Annotated in this window: 23 protein-coding genes and 1 tRNA gene; 13 read left to right on the forward strand and 11 right to left on the reverse strand. The window is 66.3% G+C overall.

Annotation, left to right across the window (positions count from 1 at the left end; all coding sequences use genetic code 11):
• Positions 1 to 103 precede the first annotated feature (103 nt).
• The 4 genes from wecB to ASF14_RS00290 all read left to right on the forward strand — a co-directional run bounded on the left by wecB (position 104) and on the right by ASF14_RS00290 (position 3,745).
• The gene (gene wecB, locus ASF14_RS00275) at positions 104 to 1,234 is read left to right on the forward strand and encodes a non-hydrolyzing UDP-N-acetylglucosamine 2-epimerase (protein WP_056429946.1); all 1,131 of its coding nucleotides are present in this window, start codon (positions 104 to 106) and stop codon (positions 1,232 to 1,234) included.
• On the forward strand, positions 1,218 to 2,480 hold the full coding sequence (wecC, locus tag ASF14_RS00280) for a UDP-N-acetyl-D-mannosamine dehydrogenase (RefSeq protein WP_056429950.1): 1,263 nt from the start codon (positions 1,218 to 1,220) through the stop codon (positions 2,478 to 2,480). Before wecB ends, wecC begins: the two co-directional genes overlap by 17 nt.
• Before the next feature lie 126 nt (positions 2,481 to 2,606).
• The gene (locus tag ASF14_RS00285) at positions 2,607 to 3,311 is read left to right on the forward strand and encodes a metallophosphoesterase family protein (RefSeq protein WP_236696868.1); all 705 of its coding nucleotides are present in this window, start codon (positions 2,607 to 2,609) and stop codon (positions 3,309 to 3,311) included.
• A 161-nt stretch (positions 3,312 to 3,472) separates the two neighbouring features.
• The gene (locus tag ASF14_RS00290) at positions 3,473 to 3,745 is read left to right on the forward strand and encodes a hypothetical protein (RefSeq protein ID WP_236696869.1); all 273 of its coding nucleotides are present in this window, start codon (positions 3,473 to 3,475) and stop codon (positions 3,743 to 3,745) included.
• Between the two features lie 741 nt (positions 3,746 to 4,486).
• Here ASF14_RS00290 and ASF14_RS00295 read toward each other — a convergent pair.
• Entirely contained in the window at positions 4,487 to 5,062 is a 576-nt protein-coding gene (locus tag ASF14_RS00295) for an FKBP-type peptidyl-prolyl cis-trans isomerase (protein ID WP_056429956.1), read from the reverse strand.
• Positions 5,063 to 5,206: 144 nt separating this feature from the next.
• Positions 5,207 to 5,413 carry a 30S ribosomal protein S21 gene (gene rpsU, locus ASF14_RS00300; RefSeq protein WP_007404630.1) on the reverse strand — a complete coding sequence of 69 codons (207 nt, stop codon included), beginning with the start codon at positions 5,411 to 5,413 and terminating at the stop codon, positions 5,207 to 5,209.
• 388 nt (positions 5,414 to 5,801) lie between these two features.
• Here rpsU and cysS point away from each other — a divergent pair, with 388 nt between their 5' ends.
• Complete coding sequence (cysS, locus tag ASF14_RS00305; RefSeq protein ID WP_056429958.1) at positions 5,802 to 7,256, forward strand: cysteine--tRNA ligase; 1,455 nt, start codon at positions 5,802 to 5,804, stop codon at positions 7,254 to 7,256.
• A gap of 79 nt (positions 7,257 to 7,335) precedes the next feature.
• Here the strand turns inward: cysS and ASF14_RS00310 are convergent, their stop codons facing one another.
• The 3 genes from ASF14_RS00310 to ASF14_RS00320 all read right to left on the reverse strand — a co-directional run bounded on the left by ASF14_RS00310 (position 7,336) and on the right by ASF14_RS00320 (position 10,826).
• Entirely contained in the window at positions 7,336 to 7,650 is a 315-nt protein-coding gene (locus ASF14_RS00310) for a hypothetical protein (RefSeq protein ID WP_056429960.1), read from the reverse strand.
• A 221-nt stretch (positions 7,651 to 7,871) separates the two neighbouring features.
• A complete protein-coding gene (locus ASF14_RS00315; RefSeq protein WP_056429963.1) occupies positions 7,872 to 9,728 on the reverse strand; it encodes a methyl-accepting chemotaxis protein in 1,857 nt (618 codons plus the stop codon).
• A gap of 66 nt (positions 9,729 to 9,794) precedes the next feature.
• The gene (locus ASF14_RS00320) at positions 9,795 to 10,826 is read right to left on the reverse strand and encodes a M48 family metallopeptidase (protein WP_082441991.1); all 1,032 of its coding nucleotides are present in this window, start codon (positions 10,824 to 10,826) and stop codon (positions 9,795 to 9,797) included.
• Positions 10,827 to 11,021: 195 nt separating this feature from the next.
• Here ASF14_RS00320 and ASF14_RS00325 point away from each other — a divergent pair, with 195 nt between their 5' ends.
• Positions 11,022 to 12,395 (forward strand): class II 3-deoxy-7-phosphoheptulonate synthase, encoded by a 1,374-nt coding sequence (locus ASF14_RS00325; RefSeq protein ID WP_056429965.1) that lies wholly within the window; start codon positions 11,022 to 11,024, stop codon positions 12,393 to 12,395.
• 123 nt (positions 12,396 to 12,518) lie between these two features.
• Positions 12,519 to 12,593 (forward strand) — tRNA-Glu (locus tag ASF14_RS00330).
• Positions 12,594 to 12,750: 157 nt separating this feature from the next.
• Here the strand turns inward: ASF14_RS00330 and ASF14_RS00335 are convergent.
• The 4 genes from ASF14_RS00335 to ASF14_RS00350 all read right to left on the reverse strand — a co-directional run bounded on the left by ASF14_RS00335 (position 12,751) and on the right by ASF14_RS00350 (position 17,406).
• A complete protein-coding gene (locus ASF14_RS00335; protein ID WP_236696870.1) occupies positions 12,751 to 14,832 on the reverse strand; it encodes a TonB-dependent receptor domain-containing protein in 2,082 nt (693 codons plus the stop codon).
• A gap of 218 nt (positions 14,833 to 15,050) precedes the next feature.
• Entirely contained in the window at positions 15,051 to 16,169 is a 1,119-nt protein-coding gene (locus tag ASF14_RS00340) for an acyltransferase family protein (RefSeq protein WP_056429973.1), read from the reverse strand.
• Entirely contained in the window at positions 16,166 to 16,717 is a 552-nt protein-coding gene (locus ASF14_RS00345) for a sugar O-acetyltransferase (RefSeq protein ID WP_056429976.1), read from the reverse strand. Before ASF14_RS00345 ends, ASF14_RS00340 begins: the two co-directional genes overlap by 4 nt.
• Positions 16,718 to 16,719: 2 nt before the next feature.
• On the reverse strand, positions 16,720 to 17,406 hold the full coding sequence (locus ASF14_RS00350) for a DUF1349 domain-containing protein (protein WP_056429980.1): 687 nt from the start codon (positions 17,404 to 17,406) through the stop codon (positions 16,720 to 16,722).
• Positions 17,407 to 17,504: 98 nt separating this feature from the next.
• Between ASF14_RS00350 and ASF14_RS00355 the strand changes: the two genes are divergently transcribed.
• From ASF14_RS00355 to ASF14_RS00365, 3 genes are read left to right on the forward strand one after another with little or no spacing between them, the layout of a single operon-like run.
• Positions 17,505 to 18,062 carry a TetR/AcrR family transcriptional regulator gene (locus ASF14_RS00355; protein ID WP_056429982.1) on the forward strand — a complete coding sequence of 186 codons (558 nt, stop codon included), beginning with the start codon at positions 17,505 to 17,507 and terminating at the stop codon, positions 18,060 to 18,062.
• 60 nt (positions 18,063 to 18,122) lie between these two features.
• Complete coding sequence (locus tag ASF14_RS00360; protein ID WP_056429985.1) at positions 18,123 to 18,911, forward strand: SDR family oxidoreductase; 789 nt, start codon at positions 18,123 to 18,125, stop codon at positions 18,909 to 18,911.
• Positions 18,912 to 18,948: 37 nt separating this feature from the next.
• A complete protein-coding gene (locus ASF14_RS00365) occupies positions 18,949 to 19,215 on the forward strand; it encodes a hypothetical protein (RefSeq protein ID WP_056429988.1) in 267 nt (88 codons plus the stop codon).
• 119 nt (positions 19,216 to 19,334) lie between these two features.
• Here the strand turns inward: ASF14_RS00365 and ASF14_RS00370 are convergent, their stop codons facing one another.
• Together ASF14_RS00370 and ASF14_RS00375 are read right to left on the reverse strand one after the other, a co-directional pair.
• The gene (locus tag ASF14_RS00370) at positions 19,335 to 20,180 is read right to left on the reverse strand and encodes a fumarylacetoacetate hydrolase family protein (RefSeq protein ID WP_056429992.1); all 846 of its coding nucleotides are present in this window, start codon (positions 20,178 to 20,180) and stop codon (positions 19,335 to 19,337) included.
• Between the two features lie 181 nt (positions 20,181 to 20,361).
• Complete coding sequence (locus ASF14_RS00375) at positions 20,362 to 21,426, reverse strand: SMP-30/gluconolactonase/LRE family protein (RefSeq protein WP_236696871.1); 1,065 nt, start codon at positions 21,424 to 21,426, stop codon at positions 20,362 to 20,364.
• A 64-nt stretch (positions 21,427 to 21,490) separates the two neighbouring features.
• Here ASF14_RS00375 and ASF14_RS00380 point away from each other — a divergent pair, with 64 nt between their 5' ends.
• From ASF14_RS00380 to ASF14_RS00390, 3 genes are read left to right on the forward strand one after another with little or no spacing between them, the layout of a single operon-like run.
• A complete protein-coding gene (locus tag ASF14_RS00380; protein ID WP_056431228.1) occupies positions 21,491 to 22,570 on the forward strand; it encodes a PLP-dependent cysteine synthase family protein in 1,080 nt (359 codons plus the stop codon).
• A 45-nt stretch (positions 22,571 to 22,615) separates the two neighbouring features.
• The gene (locus ASF14_RS00385) at positions 22,616 to 23,587 is read left to right on the forward strand and encodes a 2-hydroxyacid dehydrogenase (RefSeq protein WP_056429994.1); all 972 of its coding nucleotides are present in this window, start codon (positions 22,616 to 22,618) and stop codon (positions 23,585 to 23,587) included.
• Positions 23,577 to 24,365, forward strand: a complete 789-nt coding sequence (locus tag ASF14_RS00390) for a kinase (protein ID WP_082441993.1) — start codon at positions 23,577 to 23,579, stop codon at positions 24,363 to 24,365. Before ASF14_RS00385 ends, ASF14_RS00390 begins: the two co-directional genes overlap by 11 nt.

The following is a 24,365-nucleotide window of genomic DNA, read 5'->3' on the forward strand; positions in this document are numbered from 1 at the left end:
CTGAATCAATCTGCTTCTAGCCGCATCGTGCAGCGCAACATAGCCTCGCGCCAGCGGGATGCGGTTAGGATGTCCTTAAAAGCGACAGGTTACGAATCGCACGATGACGCGCCCCCCGATCCTCATCATCTTCGGCACAAGGCCGGAAGCGATCAAACTGTTCCCTGTTGTCAGGGCCTTGCGTGATTCGGGCGCGGTGCCGGTCCGGGTCTGCGTGACCGCGCAGCATCGCGGGATGCTGGACCAGGTGCTGGATATCGCCGGGCTCGTCCCGGATCACGATCTGGACCTGATGGAACCGGGCCAGTCGCTCGACCGGCTGACCGCGCGGCTGCTGACCGGGCTGGGCGAGGTGATGGATAGCGAGCGTCCCGCCATGGTCGTCGTGCAGGGCGATACCGCGACCGCCATGGCCGGTGCGCTGGCCGCCTATTACCGCAAGATCCCGGTCGCCCATGTCGAGGCGGGGCTGCGCTCGGGGGATATCTATCAGCCCTGGCCCGAAGAGGTGAACCGGCGGATGATCGCTCCGATCGCCGAACTGCACTTCGCGCCGACCGAAACCGCCGCCGCCGCCCTGCGCGCCGAGGGGATCGATCCGGCCCGGGTCCATGTGACGGGCAACAGCGTGATCGATGCCCTCCACTGGACCAGGGCACGGATCGCCGCCGATCCGATGCTGGCGTCGGGCCTCGATCCCGTACTGACGCGGCTCGCGGGCAAGCGGATCCTGCTGGTCACGACCCATCGGCGCGAGAATTTCGGTGACGGCATGGCCGCGATCGCCCGTGCACTGCGCCGGATCGCCGAGCGGGAGGATGTCGGCATCCTCTTCCCGATGCATCCCAACCCCAATGTCGTGGCGGTGATGGACGAGATATTGGGCGACCATCCCGCCATCGCGCGCATTGCGCCGCTCGATTATCCGCAATTCGTCCGTGCGCTGGACGCCGCGCATATCGTGCTGACCGACTCGGGCGGCGTGCAGGAGGAAGCCCCTGCGCTCGGCAAGCCGGTGCTCGTCATGCGCGAGACGACCGAACGTCCCGAAGGCGTAGCGGCGGGCACGGCCCGGCTGATCGGCACCGACGAGGACCGGATCGCCGCGGAAGTCTTCGCGTTGCTCGACGATACAGACCGTTATGCCGCCATGGCGCGCGCGCACAACCCGTTCGGCGCAGGGAATACCGCCGAGCAGATCAACAGGATCATGACCCATGCCCTTAGACTCTGAACTCTCGGTCACGGTGATGGGGCTGGGCTATATCGGCCTGCCAACCGCCGCGATCATCGCGCGGACCGGCGCGATGGTGACCGGGGTCGACGTCACCCCCTCGGTCGTCGAGACGATCAATTCGGGCCGAGTCCATATCGAGGAGGTCGATCTGGACGGCCTGGTATCGGGCGTGGTCGCGCGCGGCAGCCTGAAAGCCTCGCTGACCGTCACCCCGGCCGATGTCTTCGTCATCGCGGTGCCGACTCCCTTCACCGAGGATCGCCAGCCCGACATCACCTTCGTCCTCGATGCCGCGCGGGCGATCGCACCGGTGCTGAAGACCGGCGACACGGTGATCCTGGAGTCGACGTCGCCCGTCGGCACGACCGAGCAGGTCCGCGACCTGATCGCGCGCGAACGCCCGGACCTGAAGCTGCCGGGCGCCACCCGCCCCGGCGAGCAGGCCGATCTCGCCATCGCCTATTGCCCGGAACGCGTTTTGCCGGGGCGTATCCTGGTCGAGCTGATCGACAACGACCGCGTCATCGGCGGCATCACGCCGCGCTGCGCGCGCAAGGCGCTGGCCTTTTACCGGCGCTTCGTGCGTGGCGCGTGCGTCACCACCACCGCGCGCGCGGCCGAAATGACCAAGCTGACCGAGAACGCCTTTCGCGACGTCAACATCGCCTTCGCCAATGAACTCAGCTTGGTGGCGGACACGTTGGGGGTCGATGTGTGGGAAGTGATCCGGCTGGCCAATCGCCATCCGCGCGTCAACATCCTGTCGCCCGGCCCCGGAGTCGGCGGACATTGTATCGCGGTCGATCCCTGGTTCCTGGTCGCGGCCGACCCAGCCAACACGCCGCTGATCCGCACCGCGCGTGAAGTGAACGACGGCAAGACCGACCATATCATCGCCCGCGCCGCCGCTATGATCGAGGCGCAGGACGGGCCGGTCGCCTGTCTGGGCCTCGCCTTCAAGGCCAATATCGACGACTTCCGCGAAAGTCCCGCGCTGAGGGTCGCGGCCGCCCTCGCCGCTCGGTTCGGTGAGCGCGTCCATATCGTCGAGCCCTATGCCACGACCCTGCCCCGCGCCTTTGACGGGACGGGCGCACGGCTGATCGATATCGACACCGCGCTGGAAACTTGCGAGGCGATGATCGTTCTAGTCGACCACGACATTTTCCGATCCGTCCCGCTCGACGAGCGTCGGGGCAAGACCGTTCTGGACACGCGCGGGCTATGGCCCGACCAGAGCTGAGGCCCACGTCGCATTGCGCGAGCGCATGGTCGGGACTAAGCACAACCGCCTATAGCGGATATCAGACCATCCATGCTTGCCAAGCTGTTGAATCTACGAAAGCGCGTTCCTGATTTCGTACCCGCCATGGTGCCCGGTCTTCGGGTCTATGCCATCGGCGATATCCATGGACGACTGGACCTGCTCGACGCCATCCTGACCCGGATCGAGGCGGATCACGCCGGGCGTCCACCCGCCGAACGTCACATCATCTTCCTGGGCGACCTGGTCGATCGCGGCCCCGATTCGGCCGGAGTCGTGGAGCGCATCCGCCAGCTTGGCACCAGCGATCGCCGCGTCCACTGCCTGATGGGCAATCATGAGGAGATTTTCCTCCGCGCGATCGATGGCGACGACAAGGCGCTGCGCCTCTTCTGCCGAATCGGCGGGCGCGAGACGATGCTCAGCTACGGCGTCTCGAGTGAGGATTATGAGCGGCTCGATTACAACGAGGTCGCCGAACGGTTGAAGGCCGTGGTGCCGCATGAGCATCAGTTGTTCCTGTCGAACCTGAAGGAGATCATGGTTCTGGGCGACTATGCCTTCGTCCATGCGGGAATCCGCCCCGGTATCCCGATCGCCGAACAGAAGCTGACCGAAACGCGCTGGATTCGCGATCCTTTTCTGGATCACCGCGCGCCTTTGGAGAAGATGGTCGTGCATGGCCATACGGTCGTCGAAGAGGCAGAAATTCTGCCACATCGCATCGGAATTGACACTGGTGCCTATCAGAGCGACCGACTGACCGCGCTGATGCTGGAAGATCAGGCACGAGAGATTTTTTCCACCTGATGTCTCTTTACTGAGGCGAAACGTTTTCGGGGGCATTCCGTTGAGCGGTAAAGCAACGTATAGCCGCAGGGCGGTAAAGTAATGTTGCATTGCCGCATCAGTGTGGGAGCATAACTGCCCCATACTCGTTGGTGGGGTTGCCTTGGGACGGCCTGCGTGCCATGGGCCTGCTGACAATTTTAAGGGAGTTAGACATGCGTCTTGGGAAGTTTCTCGTCGCCGCTGCCGCCGTTTCGATGACCGTTGCTCCGGCAATGGCTGCGAACCCGGCTGCCAGCCTTTCGGTTTCGAAGTCGGTCCGCGCGTCGGCTCCGGCTGCCAAGAAGAACGGCCTGGCCGGCGGTGGCATCCTCGTCGCCGTTCTGGCGGCTGCTGCCGTCGTCGCCGGCATCGTTGTTGTTGCCGACTCGGACGACTCGGCCGACAGCAACTAAGTTGCTTCAGCCTCACGGCTGAAAGGAATAGCGGCCTTCGGGCCGCTATTTTTTTGTCTGGTGGAGATGGGGTGCGTTTGCCTCATCGGTGAGATACGGCCTGATATGCAAGACGGGCATATCGAGACCGCTGAGGCTCTCACCGACGCGCGGTCGGCCTTGACCTACGCATTCAATGCTGAACGGATATGATGATCTGCTTATCAAGGGCGTTGGGTATCGGTGCATGGCTGGGTGCAGGACTTGTCTGGGGCGGACGAAGCATCAGGGTTATCCGCCAAGCATGCTCCCTCACTGACGCCTTGTATGAGACACAAGCCATCGGTTGGCTTCTGACAGGCGCGATGACTTGGCCTTGATGGGAGTAAGCCTCTCTCTCAGGGATAGATCAGGGCAGAACTTCCCCATGAGCGCTGGTCATATGCCCCCCCTGCCCGCGCGACGCAGACGATCGAGCCCGATTACTGCCATCTCCCTCACAGAATAAGCGGAATCGGCGGTAACAACTTCGGTAGGAACCACCACAAGCTTCGCCGGATCGAGCGTACGGGGCGAATATCCGGCTATTGCAGCAAGCCCCCTAAGGCCAAACCCTGGAGATGCACGCCGGTTGTGGGCGACATCGTCGCTCGCTTGGCATGCCGTGGTCCCAGGTCAAGCCTGAAACGCAAAATCGCCGGAACCCTGTGGGGCTCCGGCGATCTCGATCCGATTGGAAACGCTTGAGGTTCAGCGTGCGCTTTAGCGGGGCGACGGTGCGCCGGGAGCACCGCCGGGCATCCCGCCAGGACCACCGGCGCCGCCCATCATCGACTGCTGCGCCTGCATCTGGCGCAGGACCGATTCGGGGATGAAGTCGATCATCTCGACATCGAACACCAGTTCCGAATTGGCCGGGATCGGGCCGTTCGCATGGTCGCCATAGCCGAGCTTGGCAGGCAGCCAGAAACGATACTTCGAACCCTTGGGCATCAGCTTCAGCGCTTCGGCAAAGCCGGGCAGCACGCTCGACAGCGGCATCGGGGTCGGCTGCTTCGAGGCGTCGAAGACGGTGCCGTCGATCAGGCGGCCGGTATAGTTGACCAGCGCCACGTCGGTCGCGGTCGGGTGCGCCCCGCCCTGACCGGGCTCGATCACCTTGTACTGAAGACCAGACGCAGTCGTCGTGACGCCGGCGCCGCGCGCCTCACGCACCAGGGCGGCATCGCCCTGACGCGCCAGCAAGGCAGCGGCGATCACGGCCGCCACCACCGCAACCCATATCCAGACCAGATAGGAACGCCGGACGGGACGAAGGGGAACAGCGGTTACGGACATGCCTGTTTCTCGCTCTGTGCGTGGGCGTTCAGGGAATGCGGCGCTCGAAGCGCAGGCCGATTCGCCTCATGCGATTCAGCCGGTGCCGGGCCGCACCGCGCCCTCCGCCAGATGCGAAAGGGTCACGGCCGCCCGGCGAGACGCTTACCGTGCGCCGTCGCGCTCGGCGCGCTTGCGCTCCAGCTTGCGGGCACGACGTACGGCCGCGGCACGCTCACGAGCGCGCTTTTCCGAGGGCTTCTCGTAGTGGCGACGGAGCTTCATTTCGCGATACACGCCTTCCCGCTGCAGCTTCTTCTTGAGCGCGCGAAGGGCCTGATCCACATTGTTGTCGCGAACGATGATCTGCATAAAAACGAATTGCTCCGGCAAAACAGGATAAAGCGGCCGCAGAACAACTGTGGCCGCATCGTCGGGCGCTCCTAGCAGCGCGGTCGTCCGATTACAACCCGTTGGATCGCAAATCGCTCTGCCGCACGGCATCCTCCGCTCGGCGCCGAAGTGCCGGATATGAACGCGCTTGTCATGTGGCGGCCATGCTGCGGTGATCCCCCGCCCCCTAGAAGCGTCGCTGTCCGGCTAACTCCCGTATGCCGGGCACCCTGACATGTTCACGGGCCTTTCAGGCTCAGGAACGAAACGGCACGGTGCCTCCCCTGTCACCGCGCCAGCCCCGGTCCGGTACCCGCCGGACCGGGGCCTCTTTCGGGCCGGAGCCGAGATGGCTAAGGCAAGCGCCATGACCGTCCCCGCTTCCCCCGCCACGCCGCTGACCCTGTACAACAGCCTGACCCGCATGGCCGAGACGTTCCGGCCGATCGATCCGGCCAATGTGCGCGTCTATTCCTGCGGGCCGACGGTCTACAACTATGCGCATATCGGCAATCTGCGCGCCTATGTCTTCACCGACACGCTGTCGCGCGTGCTGCGGTGGAAGGGCTGGCCCCTCACCCACATCATCAACATCACCGATGTCGGTCATCTGACCTCCGACGCCGATGCGGGCGACGACAAGATGGAGGCCGCCGCCAAGAAGAGTGGCCAGGACATCTGGGCGATCGCCGCGCATTACACCGACGCCTTCAAGCGCAATCTGAAGGATCTGGGCATTGCCGAGCCCACCCGCTTCCCGCTGGCGACGGAGCACGTCCCGCAGATGATCGACTTCGCCAAGGCGATCGAGGCGAAGCATTGCTATCGCCTGCCCGACGGCCTGTATTTCGACGTGACGACGGTGCCGGATTATGGCCGCCTCGCCCGGCATCAGGATGACGAGGGCGAGAGCCGCATCGATCCGGTTGCGGGCAAGCGCCATCCGGCCGACTTCGCCATCTGGCGCGCCTCCGCGCCGGGCGAGAATCGCCAGATGGAATGGGACAGCCCCTGGGGTCCGGGCGCGCCGGGCTGGCATCTGGAATGCTCGGTGATGAGCAAGCAGTATCTGGGTGCCCAGTTCGACATCCATACCGGCGGCATCGACCACCGCGAGATTCACCATCCGAACGAAATCGCCCAGAATCAGGCGCATAGCTGCACCCCCGATAGCGGCGCCAATATCTGGATGCACAATAATTTCCTGGTCGACCGCACCGGCAAGATGTCCAAGTCGTCGGGCGAGTTCCTGACGCTCCAGGCGCTGATGGATCGCGGTTTCCACCCGCTCGCCTATCGCCTGATGTGCCTCCAGGCGCATTACCGGTCGGAGATGGAGTTCGGCTGGGATGGCCTGGCGGCCGCGCAGGTGCGGCTCAAGCGCCTCGTCCAGACGGTCGAGGGGCTTCGCGCCCGCGCCGACGCGCCCGAGAAGGGCGATGCGGCCTCCTATCGCGAGCGGCTGGACAGTGCGCTGTCCGACGATCTGGCGACGCCCCGCGCGCTGCCGGTGCTGGACGAGATGCTGGGCGACAAGAAGCTGTCGCCCGGCCTGCGACTCGCCGCGCTGGCCGATTTCGATGCGACATTAGGGCTGCAACTGACGACGCTGACCCGCGCCGACCTGCGCACCCGGCCCAGGACCGCCACCTTGGACGAGTCGGAGATCGAGGCGCAACTGGTCGAGCGTCGCGCGGCGCGGGCGGACAAGGATTTCGCCAGGAGCGACGCGATTCGCGATACGCTGCTCGCCGCCGGGGTAGAGGTGATGGACGGCGACCCGCTGGGCTGGGACTGGAAGCCGGTGCTGCCGGAAGGTTGATAAGACCTATTCCTCCCCTGGCAGGGGAGGTGGCAGGCCGAAGGCTCCCCTTTCAGGGGAGGAATTGTAGAAATACCGCTCAACGTCGTCCGCGCGGGGATCGCATCCTCAGGCCGATGAACAGCACGGTCGGCCAGAACATCGTGTTGGCGATGTCGCCCAGCGTGTCGGTCCAGCGCCACGATCCGTAATGCAGCCGGTCGAGGATTTCGTTCGCCGCCTCGGCCAGCGCGACGCAGGCGAGCGGGATCGGCGTGGCCAGCGACTTGCGGGTCAGGATGCGCGCCAGGAACAGCACCGCCATGCCTGCATGAACGTGCAACAGGCTGTCGGCCATGCCGGTGCCGTCACCGATCCACTGGATGAAATCGGCATAGCGTTGGGGAATATCCATGGCCGCCGCTTGCCCCGGCAGGACCCGACTTACAATCCCCGCGCCGCATGGGGCCCCTGCTCCGCGGTGAAATGTAAGAAAGCCCGCGACCTGTCGAGTGGGATCGTGGACCTATCAGGCTGCCCCGCTTTCTCCCCTCTCCCCTCTATGAGGGGCGAGGGAAGAAGGGCACGGTCGAATGCCAATCGGTCCCCTGGCCATGCGGCGATGTCAGTCGGTGATCAGAAGCTGCTCCAGTCGTCGTCATCCTGCTTCACGGCAAGATTGCCCTGGACCGGGCTCGGCGCACGGCGCACCGGGGCGGGCGCGCGGCGCATGGGAGCGACCGACGCGGCCGGTGCCATCACCGTCTCGTCGACGCGGAAGCGGTTGACCTGCACCTCCAGCGCACGGGCTTCGGCGGACAGCGCACGGACGGCGGCGGTCACTTCCTCGACCATCGCAGCATTGGCCTGGGTCACGCCGTCCATGTCGTTGATCGCCAGATTGACCTGCTGAATGCTCGTCGCCTGTTCGGACGCCCCGCCCGCGATCGATTCGACCAGCCCGCTGATGTCATGCATGCCCGTAGCGATCAGGCGCAGCGACTCGTCGGTCTTGTTGGCCAGTTCCACGCCGCTGCGCACCCGTTCGACCGTGGTCGTGATGCGGGCGCTGATGTCGCGCGCCGCTTCGGCCGAGCGTTCGGCGAGCGCGCGCACTTCCGAGGCGACGACGGCAAAGCCCTTGCCCGCATCGCCCGCCCGCGCCGCCTCGACGCCCGCGTTCAGCGCCAGCAGGTTCGTCTGAAAGGACAGGCCGTCTATCACAGCGATGATCTCGGCAATTTCATTGGACGAACGTTCGATATCGCCGATCGCGGAGACGGTGCGGCGGACGATCGCCTCGCTATTGGCGACGTCGCTGCTCGCCTTGCGGACGATGCCCTCGGCAGACTGGGCCTTGGTCGCCGCCGCTGTCACCGACTGGGCGATCTCGTTCATCGCGGCCGAGGTTTCCTCAATGCTCGCCGCCTGCTGCTCGGCACGGCGGGCCAGGTCGTCGGCGGCTTCGTTCATCTCCACCGCACCGCTGCTGATCCCGGCGGCATTGACCCGTACTGCGCCCAGCGAGCCCGACAGACGCGAGACGGCCGTGTTGAAGTCCCGCTCGATCGCCGCATAGGAAGGCGGGAAACCCGAAAGCCGGGCCGTCAGGTCCGAATCGGCCAACTGGCCCAGCGCGCCGCCGATCCGGTCGACCACCTCATTCTGCTCGGCATCCGCTCGCGCCTTGGCGACGGCCGCGTCGCGGAAGACGACGACGGCGCGCGACATGCTGCCCAATTCATCGCCCCGGTCGGCATCGGGAACGGCGATATCGTTGCGACCGCGCGACAAGGCTTCCATGATCCCGGTCAGCCGGACGATCGGCCGCCCCAGCGCGCGCGACAACAGCATCGCCATCGCCGCCGCGACACCGATCATCACCACCGCCCCGACGGCCAGGCTCCATTGCCCGGTCAGCAGCGCCGTCTTCCGTGCGGCCCGCACGCTCTTCAATTCCGCGACGGTTTGCGCCCGGACATCGCGCAGCGCCTGAAGGACCGAGGTGACCCGAACCCGCTCACTATTGTCGCGAAGCCATTGCTGTGCGCCCTCGCGGTCGGTGCGACTGCGCTCGATCAGCGGATCACCGATCGTGCGGCGCCATTCCTGCATATGCTCGTGTGACCGGGCGACCTCCGCGCGGGCCTTCGGATCATTGTCCAGCAGCGCGTCGAGCTTGGACGCGGACTGTATCTCGGTGGCGCGCGACTCGAAATACTGCTTTAGATAGGCTTCGTCGGAGGTGATCAGGAAGCCGCGCATCTGGCTGTTTTCGCGCTGGACCCCGCCCTCCATCTCCAGCGTATAGCCATAGATGTCCTGGGCATGGCTGCTTTCCGTCGTCGTCGCCTGAATGCGGGCAAACGCCCACCACAGCACGCCGATCATGACGAACACCGTCATGATGACGAGCGCGAAGGACAGGCCGATCTTCTTCGGTATGGGCAAGGATGAAAGCATGGCGATTCCCGACACGTCGCGGGCTGTCATGCCGGCGATTTCGATCGGGCATAGGCCCCAACTGCAAACGGTTGGTTAAATGCCTACACTTCCAACCTATTGTAATGCCGTCCCTGTTCGATCGAGCAGAGGCGGGCGATAGGGTGTCGGCGCACCCGCCGGGATGGCCGCGATCTCGGCCGCGACGGCATCGGCCCGCGCCGAGGAGGACGGATGCGTGCGGCTGCGAAAGATGCCGCCATCGACCTCGCCGCCATGCTCGCGCCAGAAGCGCACGGCATCCTGCGGATCGTAACCCGCGTTGCGCATCAGGTTGACGCCCAGCAGGTCCGCCTCGGTTTCGGTCTGACGAAACAGCCGCCCGTTACGCCCGAATTCCGACAGGATGCCGCGCTTCACGCCCGCTGCGTCCAGCCGGTCGCGATGGTGCAGGATGTTGTGCGAGAATTCATGCGCGACGACGACCGCGATCATCCGGTCGTCGAACCGCTCGAAGAAGCGCGATCCGATCTGGACGATATCGCCGTCCGCCGATGCGGTCAGCCCCGGCCCCATCAGCATCTCGAAACGCGACCGGCAACCGGGCTGGGCCGCCACCGTCACGTCGCGCTTTCGACCCTGGCGCAGCAGGGTCAGGCGCAGCGGCCGGTCAGCGGGCTCCGCGGCGATCTGGCGCTGCGCGGCATCGCGGGTCGCGGTGTTCGCCTGCGACGCACCCGCCGGATTGACCGTGAAGGGCTTGCCGTCGACCGCCTCGATCGTGTCGTTCGCCTGCACCCCGGCCTTGGCCGCCGCGCTGCCCGGCACCACCGCCTCGACCGCGACCGGCCCCTCGAAGCCGAAGATCGCGGGCAGGTCCTTGCGCACCCCCGGGTCGTACTGGTCGATCGCGTGGATCACGATACCGGGGGTCGGTGCCCGGTCGGGACAGATTGCGGCGTTGGCCGTCGCCAGCTTCCACGCGATCGTCGCCAGCCGCAGATCGGCGTCCCGCATCGCCCCGAACAAGGCGGTGTCGTCGGTCTTCTCGACCAACACCAAGGGGGCCGCGGGCGCCTGGTCCGGCACCGACAGCAGGAAGGCGGACAGGGCGACGACCGCCGACGACAGGATGGAGGCACGCGACATCCCGCCTCCGCTACCGCCTCTGCCCCGAATCCGCAAAGCCGGTCGCCGCAATCGGCCACCGTTCGGCGCAAATTCGTATCAGGCGCAACAAAGCACGCGACTTGGGGGCCTCAAACGCCAACTTCATTGCGTATGGGGTCAAATCGGCGCATGGGCGATGCTCGAAACCAAAGAAGACGAAAGAGCAGGACGATCATGGCCGCGAACTGGGCCCCCGACAGCTGGACCAACGCCGAAGCGCGCCAGCTTCCCCGCTATCCCGACCAGAATGCGCTGGATGCCGCGACCAAGACGCTGGCGACCTATCCGCCGCTGGTCTTTGCGGGCGAGGCGCGCAGCCTGACCGCCGAGCTGGCCGAGGTGGCCGAGGGCCGGGGTTTCCTGCTCCAGGGTGGCGACTGCGCCGAGAGCTTTGCCGAGCATAGTGCGAACAACATTCGCGACACGTTCCGCGTCATCCTGCAGATGGCGGTCGTCCTGACCTTCGCCTCGAAGCTGCCGGTGGTGAAGCTGGGTCGCATGGCGGGCCAGTTCGCCAAGCCGCGCTCGGCCGATACCGAGGTCGTGGGTGGCGTGGAACTGCCCAGCTATCGCGGCGACAATGTCAACGACATCGCCTTCACCCCCGAAGCGCGCGTGCCCGATCCCCAGCGGATGCTGCGTTCCTATGCGCAGTCGGCGGCGACGCTGAACCTGCTGCGCGCCTTTGCGCAGGGCGGTTATGCCAATCTGCATCAGGTGCATCGCTGGACGCATGACTTCATGGGCCGCAGCCCCTGGGCGCAGAAGTATAGCGAGATGGCCGACCGGATCGGCGAGGCGCTGGACTTCATGGCGGCGTGCGGCATCGACCCGGCGTCGGTGCCCCAGTTGGCGCAGACCAGCTTCTACACCAGCCATGAAGCGCTGTTGCTGCCCTATGAGCAGGCACTGACGCGTCAGGACTCGCTGACCGGCGACTGGTACGACACCTCGGCCCATTTCCTGTGGATCGGCGACCGCACCCGGTTCGAGGGTTCTTCGCATGTCGAGTTCCTGCGCGGCATCGGCAACCCGATCGGCGTGAAGTGCGGCCCCAGCCTCGAGCCCGAGGCGCTGCTGCGCATGCTCGACACGCTGAACCCGGGCCGCGTGCCCGGCCGCATGACGCTGATCACCCGCTACGGCCATGACAAGATCGAGGCGCACCTGCCCAAGCTCGTGCGCGCCGTCACGCGCGAGGGGCATCCGGTGGTCTGGTCCTGCGACCCGATGCACGGCAACACGATCAAGGCGGCGACCGGCTACAAGACCCGCCCCTTCGACCGCATCCTGGCCGAAGTGCGCGGCTTCTTCGCCGTCCATCGCGCCGAGGGCACCCATGCGGGCGGCATCCATGCCGAGATGACCGGCCAGAACGTCACCGAGTGCACCGGCGGTGCGATCGACGTGACCGAGCAGTCGCTGGCCGACCGCTACCACACCCATTGCGACCCACGCCTCAATGCGGGCCAGAGCCTGGAGCTGGCCTTCCTGCTGGCCGAAATGCTGAACGAGGAAATGGCCGAGCGCCGCAAGGACGCCGCCTGATCGATACCGGAAAGGGGCGGGACGACATCATGCCGCCCCGCCCCTTTCACTTTTATCAAGGTTTCGGCGGGGAAGCGCTTGACGCCCTACCCCACCCCCGCTAATAGCGCCCCTCCACTGCACGGCCCCTTCGTCTAGCGGTTAGGACGTCGCCCTCTCACGGCGAAAACACGAGTTCGATTCTCGTAGGGGTCACCACTTCGGCGATACGTCGCGAAGTTCGATGAAGTCGGTGGAAATCTTAAAATTCTGGAAAGCTGATCGGTCTGCGACTTGGGTCGTGCCGACCTTCAGATACGCCCATTCCCCCCTGTCCAGGGGAGAATGGGGTGCAACGAACGTCGATCGCCGCCTGTCAGAAATCGACATTGGCGGACAGCCACAACCGGCGGCCTTCCTGGTTGATCGCATAGGCGGGCGTGAAAATGGTGTTCGCGCCGCTGCGATAGGATTCGTACACGGCATAATCGGTGTCGAAGATGTTGTAGATCGCCGCCGACAGGCGGAATGCGTCCGTCACCTGATACGCGCCGCCGATGTGGAACAGCTCGTAACCGCGAAAATCGCCGAGCGCGCGCTGCTGGTCGTTGTTGCCGCGATACCGGCTCGACCGGATTTCGGCGCGGGTCCACAGGTTCGCCTTGTCCGTCACCTTCCACCGCAGATTGCCGTTCAGCATGTGCTTGGGAATACCGATCAGCGGTCGCCCCTGATCCGCGCCGCTCAGCTGTTCGGTTTCGGTATAGGTGTAGTTGGCGGTCAGCGAGACGGCGCGGCTGAACGCGATCTTGCCCGCTGCTTCGATGCCGCGTGCCCGCGCCTTGTCGATGTTCACCGACTGGCTGAACAGGTCGACCGCCGGGAACGGTCCGACGTCGAGGCAGTTCGGCCGGTTCGGATTGCCGGCAAACCGACAGTTGGGAATGCCCGGCCCGGCGGCGATCTTGTCGGTGAAGTCGTTGTTGAACAGCGTGACGTTGCCGCTGAACAGGCCCTTGTCGTCATAATAGACACCGGCTTCATAGCTGGTGCTGGTTTCGGGAATGAGGTTCGGCGTGCCGAGCAGCGGCGTGCGCCCCTGATTGCCGAAACCGATGATCCCCTCGGCGATCTGTTCGACGCGCGGCGTCTTGAAACCACGACTGACGCCGCCCTTCACGGTCAGCGCGTCGTTGATGTTCCACACCGCATAGGCGCGCGGCGACCATTTGTTGCCGAAGGTCGAGTGATCGTCATAGCGCACGCCGCCGGTCAGGTTGAAACCCTCGGTCAGGGTCACGGTCGCTTCGGCGAACCCGGCCCATTGGGTGAAGGCGAAGGGCTCGGGCGCGACCCCCTCGACCATGCGCGCGCGCCAATATTGGCCACCCAGGGTGAAGGCGACCGGCCCCTGCTTGCCTGCGAACCGGGAGTCGACGATGTCGTTGCGCGCCTGCAACTCGCGCGGGCTGCCCGGCACCTTGCCCGGCGTGCCTCGGGGGATCAGGCGACCGATCGTCTCGGTCTCGTTGCGGGTCAGAGTCGTGTCGAGCGTGCCCAGCCCGGTCCGCCAGCTATGCGCGACGACATAGTTGGAGCGGTTGAAGCGCTGCTCCGGCGCATAGCCGCCCGACCCCAGCGTGCCGAGCCGCCCTTCGCTATTGTCATAGCTTTGCGTGTTCCGATCATATTCGATCCACAGATCGTGATCGGTATGCGGCGTCAGCGACAGGCGGCCGCCATAATTATAGATGTCGGAGCGCACCGGGTTCCGGCCGAGCGTCAGCGCCGGATCGCCGGGGATCGGAATGTCCGAACCTTCGCGGTGGAACACGCTGCCCCGCAGCGTCAGGCCAAGCAGGTTGCGGATCACCGGCCCCTGCGCAAAGCCGTTCACCGACTGGATGTTGCCGAACCGGTCATCCCCCTGCACCGTGCTTTCGGCGGTGGCGGTGCCGACCCAGTGGCTGCCGACCTTGCGGGTGATGATGTTGATGACCCCGCCCATCGCATCCGACCCGTAAAGCGTCGACATCGGCCCGCGCACGACCTCGATCCGGTCGATTGCCGAGAAGGGCGGCAGGAAGCTGGTGGCGGTTTCGCCGAAGCCATTGGGCGTGACCCCGCCCGGCGCATTCTGGCGACGCCCGTCGAGCAGGATCAGGGTATAGTCGCTGGGCATGCCACGGATGGAGATGTTCAACCCGCCGGTCTTGCCCGCCTCGCCGCCGACATCGATGCCCTGCACGTCCTGCAACGCCTCCGCCAGACTGCCGAACCGCTTTTCCTCCAGGTTCGCGCGGTCGAGCACGGTGATGCTCGCCGGGGCCTCGATGATGCGCTGCTCGTAACCGGCTGCGGTCACGACCACCTCATGACCTGCCGCCGTCTCGCCCGTGTCGCTGGTCCCCGCCTGCGTCTGCGCGCCCGCCGGAGCGATCGCCACGGCCCATGCCATGGCCAATGCCGAAACCGCTGCCCCCATTCGTACCACCATTACGCCCCCTGTTACTCTTGCGAGTGATTAGCATTCGCGGGCCGACTGCGATATTGGGGTGTCCATGGTCAACCCGACGGGGAGGCAGACAAGAAATGTAATGGTGTGGAAACGTAATGACGGCGGTGACACGGTCGGACGTGTTCCACCGCCCCAAGCGGGGTTGCGCCGATCCGCCTTCAGCGACGCTGCGTGCCGAAAGGCGGATTACGCCATGCGGCCCAGCGTGCGCGGATCGGCACGTCCCAGAAGCGCCACGCCGCCGCGGCGAAGGCCAGCGTGAACAGATAGAGCGAAACCGCAACCAGCGCCGTCTTGCTGTCCGTTTCCGGGCCGTTCGCCACCCAGTTCATATAGACGTACACGAACGGATAATGGGTGATGTACAGCGGATAGGACAATCGCCCCGCCGCCTTGCACAAGCGCAGCGTGGTGACGCTGCCCGCCGAATGCCGCCCGGCGATCAGGATCAGCGGGAACAGGATCAGCACGCAGACTGCCTGATACACGCCGTTCCACTTCACCCCGCCGACTTCGGGCAGGACGGGCGCGGCGAACAGCAGCAACAGGATCAGGCTGAGCGGCAGGAACCCCAGCCGCAGGCGCGGCAAATGGTCGCCCAGACGGTAGAGGATCAACCCGGCCAGGAACGGATAGGCCAGACGCACCGGCGCTCCCCAGAAATTGTGCAGCCCCCAGCCGGTGTCATAGGACCCCAGCGTCAGTGCCGTCGCGGCCGATGCAATCGCCGCCAGGCCTGCCAACGCGACCAGCGCCCGCAGGTCCAGGCGGCGCAGGACCAGGGCATAGGCCAGATTGGCGATATATTCCTGCAAGAGCGTCCAGGCGGGCGCATTCAGCGGATGGCTGTCCCCCAGCCGATTGGGCAGCGGCGCAGAGGGCAAGGCGAGCAGCGCCGCGACAAAGGCCAGTCCCACCAGCCATGGCGACGCATGCTGCCGATCCCCGGCAAAGGGATCGAGCAGGTAACTCGCCAATCCCAACACCGCCCCCAGCACGACCAACGGATGCAGCCGGACGAGACGCCGCGCCAGAAAACCCCTGACACGCATCCCGCCCCAGCGATCGTCATAGGCATAGCCGACGACGAAACCCGACAGCGCGAAGAAGAAATCCACCGCCAGATAGGCATGGGGCAGCAACAGCCGGTCCGCCTCGAACAACACGGTGATGCCCTGGATATGGAACGCCACCACCAGCAGCGCCGCCGTACCCCTCAGGCCGTCCAGCACCTCGAAATGCGGTTTGCCCCGCCGGGTGGTGTCGGGCGTCGTCATCGAGCGAGGCCGCGCGCCGGATTGCCGACCACCGTCTGCCCCCGCGCCACGTCGCGCGTCACCACGCTGCCCGCGCCGATGATGGCATCGTCGCCGATCGTCACCCCCGGCAGGATCAGCGCGCCGCCGCCGATCCAGACATTGGCGCCGATGCGGATCGGTCGTCCGCACTCCCACCCCTGCGCCCGAAGCGCCGGATCGCGCGGGTGGTCGGCGGTCAGGATCTGAACGCCCGGCCCGATCTGCGTGCCCGCGCCGATTTCGACCCGCGCCACGTCCAGGATCACGCAGGCAAAGTTCAGGAAGACCCGCTCGCCCAGCATGATGTTATAGCCATAATCGCAGTGAAAGGGCGGCCGGACCACCGCCCCCGCCCCCACCCGCCCCAGCCCTTCGGCCAGTAACGCATGCCGATCGGCGGCATCCTGGCCAAGCGAATCGTTGTAGCGGACCATCCACGCCGCCGCGCGGGCGGCATCCGCCGCCAGCTCGGGATCGTCGGCGATGTACAATTCGCCCGCCAGCATCCTCTGTTTCTGACTGGTCATGCTCAACTCAGATCGTGCAGGTCTTTGCCGAGCGGCGCGGTGATGCGCAGGTCGGAGAAGCGCACCTCCAGCCCTTCCCGCTCGGGCGTACAGGCCATCGGCCCGACCCGATAGCCTGGCGCGACCGGAAACGGCGCCAGCCGAACCAGCGGCCAGTGCTTGCCGTCCGCCGACACCTGCAGGCGCAGCACGCCTTTGGCGACCGTCACGCGCATCCAGAAATCGGCCGCATTGCCCTCATAGGGGCCGGTCGCCCAGTCCGAACGGCTGTCGGTCAGCACGCTGCTCAGCATCGCACGGCCGTCGGACAGCTCGATTCCCGCCTTGACCCAGCGCCGCTCGTCGACGCGGACCATGATCCCCGCCTGATCGTACAGCTTGTCATAGCGCCCCCGGATACGCAGCTGCGCGGTGAAGGCGTCACCGGTCGGGAAGCCCAGGAAATGGCCGCTGTCGCGGGTAAAGCCATAATGGGTTTCGCGCCAGAAATCGGTTCCGCGATCGGTGGTCATCACCAGATCGCCATTTGCCTCCGCCCGCCAGACCTTGGGCGCATTCAGCCAGACGCCGTCCTTTCGTCCCAGCACGGCCGTCCCGACCGGAGCCCCCGCCGCCATCGTTATCTGGGGCACGGTCAACGCCACCGCGCTGCCCAGGATCGTGCGGCGGGACAATTGCGGTTCGTCCATGGTTCTTCTTTCCCGTTTCGCGCTACGGCAGAGCCGTTTGCTGACTTTCTCGACAGCATGTGTACATTTGTACATATTCGATGCAACGGAGTTTTTGCATGGCCGACCGATCCGCGCGACGAAACGACCCGGAGCGTCGGCAACGAATCATCGCCGCCGCCCTGGAGGTGATCGCGGAACATGGCGTGCCCGCCACCACCCATCGCCGGATCGCGGCGGCGGCGGGGGTGCCGTTGGGTTCGGTCACCTATTATTTCACCTCGCTGGAAGCGTTGCTGACCGATGCCTTCACGCAACTGGCGGAGGAATCGTCGCACGCCTTCGCCACGCGCATGGCCCAGGCCCAGAGCCGCGACGATGCGCGCGAGGCGATCATCGACATCATCGCAGGGTCGGTCTGGGCCGAACCGCGCACGCTGCTGCTCAGTTACGAACTCTATGCCTTCGCCGCGCGCCACCCCTCGGTCTCGACCGTCATGCAGGGGTGGATGAACAACAGCCGCGCCGCGCTGGAGCGGTTCTTCGATCCGCTGACCGCCCGTGCGCTCGATGCGCTGGTCGAGGGGATCGGCATCCACAACTCGATCGACCCCGCCCCCCTGGACCGAAATGCGATCAGCGACATCGTGCATCGGATCACCGGCGACGCGGCGTGAACGAAAGCCGGTCGCGATCATTGTGCGGAGGATCATTCCACCCGACCCGGAGACGCATCGATGAAGACCAGCGGCAACACGATCCTGATGACGGGCGGCGGCAGCGGTATCGGCGAGGCGCTGGCCCATCGTTTCCATGATCGCGGCGACACCGTCATCATCGCCGGGCGCCGCCGCGAGGCACTGGAAAAGGCGGCGGAAGGGCGCGAGCGCATCCATGTCGTCACGCTGGACGTCGAGGATGCGGCGGCGGTCGACGCCTTCGCCAGGCAGATCGTCGCAGACTTCCCCGCGCTGAACGTGCTGTTCAACAATGCGGGCATCATGAAGTTCGAGGATCTGACCGGCCACCGCGACTTGGCCGATGCCGAGGCGACGCTGACCACCAACATCCTGGGTCCGATCCGGCTGACCAATGCGCTGATCGACCATCTGACCCAGCAGCCCGACGCCGCGATCGTCAACGTAACCTCGGGCCTGGCCTTCGTGCCGCTGGTCGCCGCACCGACCTATTCGGCGACCAAGGCGGCGATCCATTCCTATACCGTGTCGCTACGCACCCAGCTGGAGGGCAAGGTCGAGGTGATCGAGCTGGCCCCGCCGGGCGTGCAGACCGACCTGACGCCGGGCCAGGCGCATCGTCCGGGCTATGTGCCGCTTCAGGATTTCGCCGATGCGGTCGCGGCGCAGTTCGCGCAGACCCCGACGCCCTCGGAAATCCTGGTCGACGAGGTGCGCCCATTCCGCATGGCCGAACGCGAGGGCAAGTTCGACGAGACGTTGAAGACCCTGACGAAGCGCGCCGCCGAGCAGCGGGCGGCGGGCGATCGGATCCAGTCGGGCAACTGAGGCTTGGGAACGGGCGGCGGGTCGGCTATGGACGGCCATGGATTTCGACCAGTTGCTTATCCGCTTCTTCGGCACCGAAGAGATTGCCGACCTCACCCCCGAACAGCTCGGCGCGGGGATCGACCGGCTGCGCGTGCAGTTCGGGCTGGAGCGCGACAGCGGCCGCCGCTTCGCGCTGTGGTGCCTGGCCTATATGATCGGCGTCGCGCCCGACATCGACGAAGCCTTTGACGACGAGGAAGACCGCGAAGCCGCTCGCGACTTCATGGACAGCGTCGACAGCGAGATCGACGCGGAGAATTGATCGGCCATTAGCCCCTCCCCTTCAGGGGAGGGGTCGGGGTGGGGCCTTTCAACCGGCACGGCGCTTGCGGAGGCGCCCCACCCCCTGCCCCTCCCCTGAAGGGGAGGGGTGATTCAGGTTCAGCCCGCCGCGACCATGCGCTGCGTCTGTTCGCCCAGCTTCTCGACACCCAGCTTCACCGTCTGGCCCGCGCGCAGATAGACCGGCGGCTTCTGGCCCAGACCGACGCCCTCGGGCGTGCCGGTCGAGATGATGTCCCCCGGCTCCAGCGTGCAGAACTGGCTGACATAGGATACCAGTTCGGCCACGGTGAAGATCATGTCGGCGGTGCTGCTGTCCTGATAGCGCTTGCCGTCGACCTCCAGCCACAGGCGCAGATTCTGCGGATCGCCCACCTCGTCCGCCGTGACCAGCCACGGGCCGGTCGGGCCGAACGTGTCGCAGCCCTTGCCCTTGTCCCAGGTGCCGCCGCGATCCATCTGGAACGCACGCTCCGACACGTCATGCACGACGCAATAGCCCGCGACATGCGACAGCGCCTCGGCTTCCGTGAGGTAACGGCCGCGCGTGCCGATCACGACGCCCAGTTCGACTTCCCAGTCGGTCTTTTCCGATCCGCGCGGGATTTCGACATCGTCGTTCGGGCCGACGACGGCGCTGCTCCACTTGCCGAACACGACGGGCTCGGCCGGGATGGGAAGATTGCTTTCGGCGGCATGCGCGCGATAGTTCAGGCCGATGCAAATGAACTTGCCGGGACGTGCGACGCACGAGCCCAGGCGCGGATTGCCCTCGACGACGGGCAACGTGTCGGGATCGAGCGCGGCGATCTCCGCCAGACCCTGCGGCGTCAGCCGGTCGCCCGCCAGATCGCCCAGCGCCTCGGGCAGCGCCCGGATGCGGCCCTGATCGTCCAGCAGCCCGGCCCGCTCGCGGTTCATTTCGCCATAACGCAACAACTTCATCGATCCGTCTCCTTATGCGTGACGCCGCCACGCAGCGTGGTGGCTATAAATCTTGCGCAGCACCCGGTAGGGCGCGAACGGGCCAGGCGGACTGCGCCATGCCCCCTTCCCTACCGGCTCGCTCTTTTTAGCGCTATCAGAGTCGCCGTCCCGACATCCCGGCCTATAATTGATCCGCCGATCAGCCTTGCCAGCCGGGACGGAGCGCGATGCGCAGGATCCGGTCGTTCGCGGCCATGAACAGCGCGCGGCCCGCCTCGCCGAACGCGCAATTGGCGATGGGCGCCCCCTGCTCGATCAGGCCCAGCGGCTCGGCCTCGGGGGTCATCAGCATCATGCCGCCGGGGACGGAGCAGACCAGCGTGCCGTCGCGCGCGACCTTCATCCCGTCGGGCAGGCCAGCCCCTCCGGCCGCCAGCATCGCACGCGCATCGAGCAGCATGCGGCGATTGCCGACCTGCCCCCGCGCATCGACGTCATAGACCATGATCGCGGGAGCCGCTTCATCCGACACTGACACATAAAGACGTCGTTCGTCGGGTGACAGCGCGATGCCGTTGGGGCGGGTCAGCGTGCCGTCGATCAGGTCGACACTGCCATCGGGCCGCCGCCGATAGACGCCATTGACCGCCTGTTCCTTCAGCGGCGATGTATCCCCATCCTTGAAACCATAAGGCGGGTCGGTGAACCAGATCGCACCGTCCTTCGCGACGTGCAGGTCGTTGGGGCTGCTGAACCGCTTGCCCGCATAACGATCGGCCAGCACGGTGCGGCGGCCGGTCTTCAGGTCCACCCGGTCGATGGTCCGCCCGCCGCTATTGGCGATCAGCAGCGCGCCCTTGGCGTCCAGCGCCAGCCCGTTGGCGCCGGGTTCGCGGACCAGCGCCGGATCGGTTCCCGCCGCGCCGGAGGGGTTCAGCACCACCGACACGCCCCGCCCCCGCTGCCAGCGGCGAACGATATTGGCGGGCGGATCGGCGAACAGCAGATAGTCTCCGCTCGGCACCCAGACCGGCCCCTCCGCCCATCGTATGCCGGTGGCGATCACTTCCGGTTCGGTGCCCGGCGCGATCATCCGGTCAAGCCCCGGCGACAGGCGACGAAGGCGCGGCGTCGTCTCCGCCGCGTCGGCAAGGGTAGGGGCCGCGACCAGAGCGAGACCGGCGGCAAGGACGGAGCGGCGAGAGGCGATCATGGGGCCAGCATGGGCCAAGCCATCCGCGCCCGCAAGCCGCGGCGCGGGCATGCCATCTTTCCCAAAGCGGCCATTCGCGACTAAGAGCCGCGCGATGGGGACGAATGGGGCAAGCATGACTGTCGAGCGGAGCAAGGCCGATCTGTGCGCGTGGCGCATGGAAGCGATAAGACGGATCGAGGCGGACTATAACCGCTCGGCCGACACGCATCTGATCCGGGTCGACCTGCCGCGCTATCCTGGGATCACGCTCTATCTAAAGGACGAGAGCAGCCATCCTACCGGTAGTCTGAAGCATCGGCTGGCGCGCTCGCTCTTCCTCTATGCGCTGTGCAATGGCTGGATCGGGCCGGATACCTGCGTGATCGAATCGTCCTCCGGCTCGACGGCGGTCAGCGAAGCCTATTTCGCCAAGATGCTGGGCCTGCGCTTCATCGCGGTGGTGCCCGCCTCGACCGCTGCGCCCAAGCTGGACGCGATCCGTTTCCATGGCGGCGAGATTCACACGGTCGACGATCCGCGCACCGTGTACGACGTCTCCAACGCCCTGGCTGCGAAGACGGGCGGTCATTATCTCGACCAGTTCACCTATGCCGAGCGGGCGACCGACTGGCGCGGCAACAATAACATCGCCGAGAGTATCTTTGCGCAGATGTCGGCGGAGGAATATCCCGTCCCCGAATGGATCGTCTGCGGCGCGGGAACGGGCGGCACCTCCGCGACGATCGGGCGGTACATCGCCTATCAGCGGCACGGCACCCGGCTCTGCGTCGCGGACCCGGTCCATTCGGTCTTCCACCGGCACTTCGCCGACCGCCGGGCACTGTCGCTGCCCGAAGGTTGCGGCAGTTGCATCGAGGGGATCGGGCGGCCGCGCGTCGAGCCCAGTTTCATCCCCTCCGTAATCGACCGGATGATCGCGGTCGAGGATGCCGCCAGCATCGGCGCGATGCGCGCGCTGTCAGCACGGCTGGGACGGCGGGTCGGCGGGTCGACCGGCACCAACCTGATCGCCTGCGCCACGCTGATCGCCGAAATGGCGGCGGCGGGGGAGCGCGGCTCGATCGTCACTTTGCTCTGCGACGGGGGCGAGCGATATGGCTGCACCTATTATGACGATGCGTGGCTGGACGCGCGCGGCATCGATTGGCGGCCCCATGCCGCGCAAATGGCGGCGCTGCTCGCCGGCGCCTGATCAGCGCTGGCGCGGGGCGAACGAGGCGGAGAAGGAGCGATCATCATGACCGACAGGCTCAAATTGCTCGTGACCCGCCGCCTGCCGGACGATGTCGAACGGCATCTGTCCGAAAGCTGGGATACGACGCTCAGCGCCGACGACCGGCCGCTGGACCGCGACGCGCTGGCCAGGGCGATGACCGAATATGACGCCTGGATGCCGACGATCTCCGACCGGATCGATGCCGATCTGATCGCGACGCCGGGCCGCCGGGTCCGCATCCTCGCCAATTACGGAGCGGGGGTCGATCATGTCGATCTGACCGCCGCGCGCACCGCCGGGCTGGTCGTGACCAACACGCCCGATGTGTTGACCGAGGCGACGGCGGAGATCGCGATCCTCCTGATGCTGATGACCGCACGCCGGGCGGGCGAAGGCGAACGCGAGTTGCGCAGCGGCGCATGGACCGGCTGGCGCCCTTCGCACCTGATCGGACAGGGGCTGTCGGGCAAGACGCTGGGGCTGGTCGGCTTCGGCCGCATCGCGCAGGCGACGGCGGTCAAGGCGCGCGGGCTGGGGATGCGGGTGCGCTATGCCAGCCGCTCCGCCGCCGCGCCCGAGGTGGAACGCATGCTCGACGCCACGCGGGCGGAATCGCTCGAAGCCCTGGCAGCGGAATGCGATATTCTGTCGCTGCACGTTCCCGGCGGCGACGCGACCCGGCACATGATCGATGCCGCCCTGTTGGCCCGGATGAAGCCCCATGCGATCGTCGTGAACACCGCGCGCGGGCCGGTGATCGACGAAGGCGCGCTGGTCGAGGCGCTGGATCAGGGGCGGATCGGCGGCGTCGGGCTGGACGTCTATGAACACGAGCCCAAGGTGCATCCGGGCCTGCTGGCGCATCCGCGTGCCGTCCTGCTGCCGCATCTGGGCAGCGCCACCATCGAGGCGCGAACCGCGATGGGCATGCGCGCGGCGGCCAATCTCGCCGCCTTTGCTTGCGGCGAGGAACCGGCCGATCGTGTCGCCTGAAACCGCCATCGCGGCGCTGGTCGCGGATCGGCTGGCGCGGCGGCGGTCCGGCGACCCGCCGCTGGTCCTGGGGCTTTGCGGGGCGCAGGGAAGCGGCAAGTCGACCATCGCCGCGCGACTGGCGAAGCAGGTCGAGCGCAGCGCGATCCTGTCACTCGACGATCTCTACCTCACCCGTGCCGAACGGCAGAAGCTGGCGCGCGCGGTGCATCCGCTGTTCGCGACACGCGGCGTGCCGGGCACGCATGACGTGGCGCTGGGGGTCGAGACGATCGCGGCGGTCGCACGGGGCGAGGCCGTTCCCCTGCCGCGTTTCGACAAGGCGATCGACGACCGCGCGCCGCAATCGACCTGGCCCTGCGCGCCGGAGGGATGCGAGTTGCTGATCTTCGAGGGATGGTGCGTCGGCGCGCGGGCAGAGGACGAGGCCGCACTGGTCGCACCGCTCAACGCACTGGAAGCATTGGAGGATGCCGAGGAGGTCTGGCGGCGACATGTGAATACCGCGCTGGCGACCGACTATCCGCGCCTGTTCGCCCCCATCAATGCGCTGGTGCTGATGATTCCGCCCGACTGGTCCACCGTCCTGCGCTGGCGCACCCAGCAGGAAGAGGCGCTGCGCCGCACGCGCGGCTCCGGCGCGGGTGTGATGGACGATGCGCAGCTTGCCCGCTTCGTCAGCCATTATGAGCGGCTGACCCGCCACATATGGGCTGAAATGCCCGGTCGTGCCGATCTGTGCCTGACGCTGGCCGAGGATCGCACCCTGGCGGCGTGA

This window comes from Sphingomonas sp. Leaf257 (assembly GCF_001422185.1).
Classification (GTDB): Bacteria; Pseudomonadota; Alphaproteobacteria; order Sphingomonadales; family Sphingomonadaceae; genus Sphingomonas; species Sphingomonas yabuuchiae.